This is a genomic window from Streptomyces sp. Ru72 (assembly GCF_002920635.1).
In the GTDB taxonomy this organism is placed as follows: Bacteria; Actinomycetota; Actinomycetes; order Streptomycetales; family Streptomycetaceae; genus Streptomyces.
The window spans coordinates 1-8011 of sequence record NZ_PQSR01000184.1 but is presented as its reverse complement, the minus strand read 5'-3'; the positions used below and the strand labels follow the sequence as shown (position 1 = coordinate 8011).

Here is an 8011-nt window from a genome sequence, read left to right as displayed (position 1 = left end):
ACAGCCGCTCGGCTGAGTATCCCGGCCGAGCGGCTGACGGTCGTTCCAGGCCGGGCGCCCCGGCTGTGGGTTTCGCAGGCGACCGAGGGGCTGATGGACTCACGCCATGACGACATTGCTGCCCCGCATCATGCGAGCACTTGAGCAATTCCATGCCACCCACCCCTGGGACCACAACGCCCACTACCACCGGTGGATGCTGCGCCAGCTCCCCAGACGTTTCAACAGGGCTCTGGACGTCGGATCAGGCAGCGGTGACCTCGCCAGACTCCTGGCCTCACGGGCCGGAGCAGTGCACGGTATCGACGTCGACCCCACGATCGTCGATCGCGCGCGGGGGCTCACAGACCCCGCCGCCCCGGTGACCTTCACTGTCGGAGACGCATTGAAGGAGGTGCCGCCTGGCCCCTACGACGTCATCACCTGTGTCGCCACCATCCACCACATGCCGTTCAGCGACGCCCTCACCTGCTTCCGCCATCACCTGGCGTCCGGCGGAACCCTGGTCGTCGTCGGCGTCTATCGCCCGCAGTCCCTGAGCGATTACCTGATCGACGCCGTGGCCATTCCGGCGAACGTCGCCATGGCCTGGATCAAGAACAAGGGCCGCAAGGCGCCGCGACCGGACTCAATGACCGCTCCGACCCGACCGGCGACTATGACCTTTGCAGACGTCGTTCGCGACGCCCGCCAGGCGCTACCCGGTGCACGGCTGCGCCGACGACTGTTTTGGCGCTACACGCTGGTCTGGCACCGGCACTAGGAGGTCAGCTTCACGGCTTGGTCTGGGGCCAAAGGCACCGCGCGGAAGGCCCCTTGTGCCGTCAGAGTTCTTGAACCCATCAAATTCTGCAGGCGCTCGGCTGGGGTTTCCCAGCCGAGCGTTTTGCGTGGGCGGCTGTTGAGTTCGGCGGCGACCGCGTCCAGGTGCTCGCGGGTGTGCCGGGACAGGTCGGTCCCCTTGGGAAAGTATTGTCGGAGCAGGCCGTTGGTGTTTTCGTTCGAGCCGCGCTGCCACGGGCTGCCGGGATCGCAGAAGTAGACCGGGACGTTGGTGGCCATGCTGAAGCCGCGGTGAGCGGCCATCTCGGTGTCCTGATCCCAGGTCAGAGACTGCTTCGGAACGGGCGGCAGGGGGTTCATCGTGGCGATGAGTGCGTCGCGTACGGCTGCGGAATTGTAGCCGTCGGGCAGGTGGACCAGCAGCAGGTAACGAGTGCTGCGTTCGACCAGAGTGGCGATCGCGGAGTGCTTCTTGCGGCCGAGGATCAGGTCGCCTTCCCAGTGCCCGGGGACGACCCGGTCGGTTGCCTCGGGCGGCCGTTGGCTGATCATGACCTTGTTCTTGACTGCCCGGAAGCGCCGGCGGTCGGCCAGGCGGCGAGGGAGCCGTCTGACACGTCCGGTGCGCAGAGTTTGGGTCAGTTCGCGGCGGAGTTCTGTGCGGCCTTGGGTGTAAAGGGCCTGGTAGATGGTTTCATGGCTCACGTGCATGTCTGGCCGATGGGTGAAGCGTCTGCGCAGAGCGTGGCAGATCTGCTCGGGGCTCCAGCGCAGGGTCAGGTGCGACTGGATGAAGTCGTGCAGTTCCGGGTTCTGGCCGATCTTCCCGGTCTTTGGACGAGGCCGGCGGGCGTCAGCGCGGCGCTGGGCGGTGTAGGGCCGGTAGTGCCAGCGTCCGTCGGCCAGGATGGTGCCGTTGCGACGGACTTCGCGGCTGATCGTCGATGGGCTGCGGCCCAGCTCGGCGGCGATCTCGCGGATGGTGGCCTTCTCCAGTAGCCGGTCGGCTATGTGGACGCGGTCGGCCTCGCGGAGATAGCGCGAGGGATCACTCGATACATCGACAGGTGCCGCGTTGAGCGGTGGATATGCCTTGGTCCGGCCCGAGGCACCTCGTCCGTTGCGCCATCGTTCCCCGGTGCGGGTGCTGATGCCGACGGTCCTGGCAGCCTCGGCAAAGCTCATTCCTTGATCCACAAGCAGTAAGTATGTCTCCCGTTCTGAGCTCGGTCATTTACGGTCTTTCGTTGTGATCGTCGTATTTATGGTCTGACTCTCGGTCGGGACGCGAGCCGGGTCTCGCCGCGGCCGCTTGGACGCCGCGGCTGAACACCGACCGAGGTCACGGTCGGGGCGACCACGAGGACGACGCCCCCAGTCGCACGGCACGTAGCCCGACCACGGCTGGTCGGACAGGCGGCGGCGTGTCCGAGATGACAGAGAATTCGAACAAGCGATCCAATGCCGGTATGGACGCCACCGACTTCCCCGACGACCTGGTGCAGACGCAGCATGCCTGGAACGCCACCTACGCCGCGCTCGCCGGGTTCCACCGCGGCGACACCACCGCCCTGCGCCGCCGTCTGCTGCGCCTGTCCGTACGCCTGTGGTGGCACCCGTACTGGAACACCGCCCGCTCGGTGCCGGCGGCACGCACCGAGTTGCGGCAGCTGACCCGCGCCCGGGCAGCAGCCCGGGCCGCATGAGGCCCCGTCCGAGCGCCGCACGCCGCCAGGAGCCGGGTTGCGCCTACGGTTGCGCCATCGAGATGCGCTAGGGGTTGCGCCTACTGTTGCGCGACCCGGTGAACCGTCTCCGTGTCCGTGCAGGTCACCGCGCGGTTTCTGCGTGGTCGGTCCGCTGACATCCCCGTTGCGGCCGCTTTCGCCCATGTCCCTTGGCTGGAGTGAGGGAAAAGGGAGGGGCGGGATGAGCGGCGCGGCCGCGGCCGGGGATCAGGGCGCGCGCTCGGCCGGTTGCGCGTCGTCGGGGCCGCCGCGCTCGGTGCCGCCGTCAGCGTGGCGGCGACGCCAGGTGGGGAACGTTGGTGGGGGAGAGGTCGGGGCGGGCGCGGTGCAGGCGTGCGGGGTGGCGCCACCGGCCGGAGGCGTCGCGGGCGACGTCGACGCCGACTTCCACCACCAGCTCCGGTTCCACCAGCGTGACGTCCAGCGTCTCCCGGCTGCCCCACCCAGCGGAGAACGACCAGCCCGTCCACGGATGACCGCGCCGCGCCGGGGCGAGTAGCCCGGCGACCGTGCTGCTCGCTGTCTGAGCGAGAGTGGTGGTGCGGCCGACGTACTGAAGGCGGCCGCAATCGTCGAACCTGCCGAGCAACAGCGTGCGCGGAGAGGCGAGTGTGCCGGTGACGGCGCCGACGATCGCCTCGGTGGTCTCCCGCACCTTGTACTTTTGCCAGCCCCTCACCGACGGCTGGTAGGCGTCGTCCAGCCGCTTGAATACGACGCCCTCCATCCCGACCGATGCCCATGTCAGCCACTCGCGCACGGTGTCCGCCTCGGTGGTCGACGGGCACAGCACCCACGGTGCCGACAGCCGGCGCGCGGCGAACACGGACTCGAGCGCGACCCTGCGCCGCCGATACGGCCATCCGGTCGTGTCGGTCCCGGACAGCCGCAGCAGATCGAACGCGACGAAGTGAGCCGGCCACTCAGCAGCCGCCCGGGCCGCCCTGGCGCCGCGCCGCTGTAGCCGGTTCTGCAGCTGCTCGAAGGCGAGCCGTCCCGCGGTGTCCCATACGACCAGCTCGCCGTCCAGCGCGGTCGCGTCCGGCAGCTGCACGGTCCCAGCCACGATCTCCGGAAGCGACCCTGCCATCTCGGTGCCGTACCTGGAGCGCAGCACGCCCCTGCCGGCGTCGACGGAGACCAGCGCCCTGAAGCCGTCCCACTTCGGCTCGCTGCCCAGCCCGGCCGCAGCTCAGGGCTGGAGACGGGGGAGGCGAGCATGGGCTCGGGCAGCGTCCAGGTCACGCTCGATGCCTTTCGCGGCGGCTAGCCGCCCACTCGAAATCCCGTCCATCTATATCAGATCAAATAGTGACAAAATCTATGCGCAGGGAGGTGGCGGCTGGGAGGCAAGGATGGATCTGGACGCTCTCGCCGACGAGCTGTACGCCCTGGCCCCGGGCGACTTCACGGCCGCCAGAGACGAGCGTGCCAAAGCCGTGCGAGCCGCTGGCGACCGGGAACTGGCCGAGCAGATCCGCCGGCTGCGCCGCCCCACCCTGGCGGCGTGGGCGAGCAACCTGCTGGTGCGCGAGCAGCCGGACGAAGTGCGGCGTCTTCTGCAGCTGGGTGAGGCGCTGCGCCAGGCCCACCGGGATCTGGACGGGGAGCAGCTGCGGGAATTGTCGGCGCAGCAGCACCAGGTCACCTTCGCTCTGGCCCGGCAGGCCGGCGAGCTGACGGCCCAGGCGGGGCAGCGCATCAGCGATGCCACGCGGCAGGAGGTCCAGGACACCCTGCACGCGGTGCTGGCCGACCACGAGGCGGCCCAGCAGTGGGCGAAAGGGCGCCTGACGAAGCCGCTGAGTGCCCCGGTCGGCTTCCCCGCCCTGTCCCGACAGCCCGCACCGGCCCCAGCTGCCCGCCGCACCAAGCCCGCCGGCGAGGTGGCCGATCTGGATGCCGCGCGCGCCCGTCGCCGCGAGCAGCAAGAACGCCTTGAGCGGGCCCGGCAGCAGGCCGCGGAGGCCGAGCAGGAGCTACACGACAGGGAAGCGGAGCTGGCCACTGCGGAAGAGAAGCTGAGCCGGGCGGAGGAAGAGCAGCAGCAGGCCGAACAGCGCGTCACCGAGCTCTCCTGGCAGCTTCAGGACGCCGAGCGCGAGCAGCAGCGGGCCCGGGACGCCGCCCGGAAGGCCCGCGACCACACAAGGGCCGCCGACCTGGGCGTGCGTGAAGCCCGGCGCCGGGCCAAGGACACAGCCGCCCACGCCCAAAAGCTCGCCGGACAGACGCTGCACAAGGCCTGAGGCAAAGAATGGGCAGGGATGAGCGATGGCGCGAGCGATCTGGAGCGGGGTGCTGACGTTCGGGCTGGTCACGGTGCCCGTGCAGCTGTTCACCGCGACCGAGGACCACACCGTCCACTTCCACCAGCTGCAGCGGGGCACCTCCGACCGCGTCCGCTACCAGCGGGTGAACGAGAGAACGGGCAAGGAGGTGGACTGCGACGACATCGTCAAGGGCTACGACCTGGGCGGCGGCGACTACGTCATCGTCGAACCCGACGAGCTGGACGACATCGCACCGGGCAAGTCCCAGGTCATCGAGATCACCGGCTTCGTCGACCTCGATCAGGTCGAGCCGGTCTACTTCGACAAGACCTACTACCTCGCCCCGAAGGGCGAGGAGTACACCAAGGTCTACGAGCTGCTGCGGGCTGCGCTGGAGAAGGAGAACAAGACTGGCATCGCCACCTTCGTGATGCGGGGCAAGCAGTACCTGGTCGCGCTGCGCGCGCAGGAAGAGGTGCTGGTGCTCCACACGCTGCATTGGGCGGATGAGGTCCGCGACCCGCATCAGGAGCTGCCGGTGCTGCCCGGCCGCGGCGACGTCCAGGGCAGGGAGTTGGACACCGCCCGCCAGTTGATCGGCGCACTGTCCATCGACTGGAACCCGAAGGACTACCACGACACCTACGAAGAGTAGGTCAAGGAGCTGGTCGACGCCAAAGCCAAGGGCAAGGAGATCGTCAGCGAGGAAGCCCCACCAGAGGCCACCAACGTCATCGACCTGATGGAAGCCCTCCAGCGCAGCGTCGAACAGACCCCCAGCTCCGGAGGCAAGGCGCCGCAGGAGCGAAGGGGCAAGAAGAGGACGGCCCAGAAGCCGGCGCGAAAGCCCGCGGGGAAGCCGGCGAAGAAGAAGGCTCGGCCCAAGCAGACACGGGCGTCAACCACGGCAAGCAGCAAGGGTGTGGGAAAGCGTGAGCTGCGGCAGCTGAGCAAGACAGAGCTGTATCAGCGAGCCAGTGACCAGGGCATCGCCGGCCGGTCGAAGATGAGTCATGAGGAACTGGTCGACGCCTTGGCCCGGGCCGGGCGCCGTCGGAAGAAGACAGCCGCGTAGCAGGCCGGCGCCGCACCGGAAGACGAGCACGGGATATCCGCCCGGTAGCGCTGCGGTCGGGGTCTGCTGTGCAGGGGAGCACTGGGATCAGGGGAGCGTCCTGCTGTCCACTGACGGCGCCATCGAGCCCTGATCTGCACCGCCGCGGTGACCAGGGCTACCTTCACGCGGCCGGGTGTGTTCCTCGGCACGGTGACTACCGTGCGCAGCCGACGTCCAGCACTTCGAGCACGTCGCCGTGCGTGGTGTACACCAGCCAGCACCATTCACCGAACGCCGCGGCCGGGGCGGATACGTGTGCCTCCGGTGCGCTGGCGACGGAGTCGATGAGCGTGATGATTTCCTCGTGCATGTCATCCGGCACGTCGAACAGCACGTTCGCGGCCGGTTGGATGAGTTCGATTTTCACGTCGGCCCCCGCAGACGGCCGGAGCAGGACTCGGTGATCCAGCGTGGCTGTGCCCGCTGGATCACCACCAAAAAGCTTCCCGCGGGACACGAAAATCCACCAGGCCTGTCCTGACCTATTCGCGTGAGGCGCGGGGCGCGGGGAGGCGACGAACGACGGCGGCGGCCGAGGCCGACGCCCTACTGGTCGCCGTCCGTGCCGTCGTCTTCCTGCTGGCGGTGCTGCTCGAGCCAGCGCTGGGCCTCAGTGTTCTGCCACATCACGCCGCGCTGGATCTGCTCATGCGTCAGGCCGCTCTGCCGGGCCAGGTCTTCCTCGCTGACTCCCTCGGGGTGCCGCCGCAGTACGCGGGCGATCTTCCCGGCCCATAGTTCGGCGTCCACGAACGGGCGGCGTTTGTACTGCTCGGCCAGCTCCGCGAGGTGCTCGCGCGAGCACCCGACCAGCATCCGCTTGCCGTCGAACTTCGACTCCACCGCGTGGATGGCGGAGGAGTCACGCACCAGCGCGTACCACTCGGTGCTGTCAGAGAGCACAGCTCCGCACAGATCGCAGATCTCCGGCTCGGCCTCTTCCTCGCCGCCGGCCTCCGGCCCGTCGTCCTCCCTCACTGGCTCCCTGCCTCACGGGCCGCTGGTGGAAGGTATTCGCCGACTGCTTCGAGCACCATCGGCGCCACCGTCGATGGGTCGCCGCCGGCCACCCACCGGAAGCGGGCCACCATCATCAGTTCGTCGACGTTGTCGCGCACGAACCCCTCGACGATGCCGAGGCCGCCGGGCCGTTCGCGGAAGATGACTTCGCCTGGCTCCTCCTCGTTGGCGATCTGCTGATAGTTGCCGGTGTCGGGACAGCCCACGAACTCGTACACCCAGTGCCCCATGTCTTCCTCCTCCCGGAACCAACGAGAGCTGCGCTGATCAGTCAGGCACGAGGGCCTTGGATACGCCCGAACAGTGCAGTACGGGCTGCACCAGAGCGCGGGTGCAGCCCCCACCTGGAGGAGAGGCAGGGCCTCGCCCTCTCAACGATCATGAGCCGCGTAGGTGTCTGCAACAGGGCGTTCGCCCGATCGCGGACCCGGTGCTGTCTCGGAGGGCCATGACCACACCGCCGTCGTACGGCTCTTGGAGACCGTGTGGCGTAGCCCGCCGGTCCCGCCACCGGACTCCGGCGGGTGCGTGCAGGCTTTCAGCGTCGCCGAGGGTTCCTCGACGGTCTTCTACGGGCCGACCTACGACGGCCGTGACGACGCAGTGATCACAGCAGCGCCGGTCCGCCTCCCGCCGGACCGCGCGTGACGGGCTAACGCGCGGCGCCGACCGACACGCGGCAGCGCGATCGCTGGCCGGCTCGTCTCGGCGCGTCAGCGCGCCGCGAGTGCGGTGAGCTCCGCGCCGCTCAGCGTCGTGCCGAAGGCAGGGCCGCCCGGCTCCAGCAGTGTTCCGGCACTCATGGGGCCGATCACCACGGGGTCGAGCCCGAGCGAGGCGAGGAACGCGGAGACTGTCCGCCCCGCGTCGGCCGAATCGGTCACGATGCCCGGGCCGTTCCGCGATCTGGGCAGTCTTTTCTTCGAGGTCGTGGTAGCCGAGTTGGTTGAGGGACTTCACCCAGCGCAGCCGCGGGTGGCGGGCGGCCAGGACCTCACTCCGCCGGCCGCGTTCCTGTTCGGCCTGCCATCGCTTCGGAGCTGCGATCTTGCGGTCGATGCGCTCCGGTA

The 8011-nt window shown here is 68.9% G+C and carries 11 protein-coding genes; 5 read left to right on the top strand and 6 right to left on the bottom strand.

All coding sequences use genetic code 11. The annotated features are described in order from the left end of the window. The first annotated feature begins 106 nt into the window (after positions 1–106). On the top strand, positions 107–763 hold the full coding sequence (locus tag C3488_RS38645; protein ID WP_103845498.1) for a bifunctional 2-polyprenyl-6-hydroxyphenol methylase/3-demethylubiquinol 3-O-methyltransferase UbiG: 657 nt from the start codon (positions 107–109) through the stop codon (positions 761–763). On the opposite strand, the gene C3488_RS38640 is transcribed toward C3488_RS38645, so the two are convergent. Further along, positions 760–1968, bottom strand: coding sequence for an IS30 family transposase (locus tag C3488_RS38640; RefSeq protein WP_374955492.1), 1209 nt, complete (start codon positions 1966–1968; stop codon positions 760–762). The two genes, C3488_RS38645 and C3488_RS38640, sit on opposite strands and share 4 nt — an antisense overlap. A 284-nt stretch (positions 1969–2252) precedes the next feature. Between C3488_RS38640 and C3488_RS38635 the strand changes: the two genes are divergently transcribed. Then, positions 2253–2489, top strand: a complete 237-nt coding sequence (locus C3488_RS38635) for a hypothetical protein (protein WP_103845497.1) — start codon at positions 2253–2255, stop codon at positions 2487–2489. A 307-nt stretch (positions 2490–2796) separates the two neighbouring features. On the opposite strand, the gene C3488_RS38630 is transcribed toward C3488_RS38635, so the two are convergent. Continuing rightward, entirely contained in the window at positions 2797–3648 is an 852-nt protein-coding gene (locus C3488_RS38630; protein WP_258053914.1) for an ATP-dependent DNA ligase, read from the bottom strand. A 238-nt stretch (positions 3649–3886) separates the two neighbouring features. Between C3488_RS38630 and C3488_RS38625 the strand changes: the two genes are divergently transcribed. Beyond that, on the top strand, positions 3887–4780 hold the full coding sequence (locus C3488_RS38625; protein WP_103845496.1) for a hypothetical protein: 894 nt from the start codon (positions 3887–3889) through the stop codon (positions 4778–4780). A 25-nt stretch (positions 4781–4805) separates the two neighbouring features. Continuing rightward, complete coding sequence (locus tag C3488_RS42460) at positions 4806–5459, top strand: Ku protein (RefSeq protein WP_308460717.1); 654 nt, start codon at positions 4806–4808, stop codon at positions 5457–5459. A gap of 616 nt (positions 5460–6075) precedes the next feature. Here the strand turns inward: C3488_RS42460 and C3488_RS38615 are convergent. From C3488_RS38615 to C3488_RS40995, 4 genes are all read right to left on the bottom strand, one after another. Next, complete coding sequence (locus C3488_RS38615) at positions 6076–6288, bottom strand: hypothetical protein (protein WP_103845495.1); 213 nt, start codon at positions 6286–6288, stop codon at positions 6076–6078. Positions 6289–6467: 179 nt separating this feature from the next. After that, positions 6468–6899 (bottom strand): hypothetical protein, encoded by a 432-nt coding sequence (locus tag C3488_RS38610; RefSeq protein ID WP_103845494.1) that lies wholly within the window; start codon positions 6897–6899, stop codon positions 6468–6470. Beyond that, the gene (locus tag C3488_RS38605) at positions 6896–7171 is read right to left on the bottom strand and encodes a hypothetical protein (RefSeq protein WP_103845493.1); all 276 of its coding nucleotides are present in this window, start codon (positions 7169–7171) and stop codon (positions 6896–6898) included. Before C3488_RS38605 ends, C3488_RS38610 begins: the two co-directional genes overlap by 4 nt. Positions 7172–7654: 483 nt before the next feature. Further along, positions 7655–7825 carry a hypothetical protein gene (locus tag C3488_RS40995; RefSeq protein WP_181139373.1) on the bottom strand — a complete coding sequence of 57 codons (171 nt, stop codon included), beginning with the start codon at positions 7823–7825 and terminating at the stop codon, positions 7655–7657. A gap of 1 nt (position 7826) precedes the next feature. Between C3488_RS40995 and C3488_RS41200 the strand changes: the two genes are divergently transcribed. Further along, positions 7827–8011, top strand: a 185-nt coding sequence (locus C3488_RS41200) for a hypothetical protein (protein WP_219822378.1), incomplete at its 3' end; no start/stop codon positions are given.

Excerpts from the sequence above, each read along its gene's own strand:
- C3488_RS38645 (WP_103845498.1), top strand. The coding sequence starts at position 107 with ATGACGACATTGCTGCCCCGCATCATGCGAGCACTTGAGCAATTCCAT.
- C3488_RS38640 (WP_374955492.1), bottom strand. The coding sequence starts at position 1,968 with ATGAGCTTTGCCGAGGCTGCCAGGACCGTCGGCATCAGCACCCGCACC.
- C3488_RS38635 (WP_103845497.1), top strand. The coding sequence starts at position 2,253 with ATGGACGCCACCGACTTCCCCGACGACCTGGTGCAGACGCAGCATGCC.
- C3488_RS38625 (WP_103845496.1), top strand. The coding sequence starts at position 3,887 with ATGGATCTGGACGCTCTCGCCGACGAGCTGTACGCCCTGGCCCCGGGC.
- C3488_RS42460 (WP_308460717.1), top strand. The coding sequence starts at position 4,806 with ATGGCGCGAGCGATCTGGAGCGGGGTGCTGACGTTCGGGCTGGTCACG.
- C3488_RS38605 (WP_103845493.1), bottom strand. The coding sequence starts at position 7,171 with ATGGGGCACTGGGTGTACGAGTTCGTGGGCTGTCCCGACACCGGCAAC.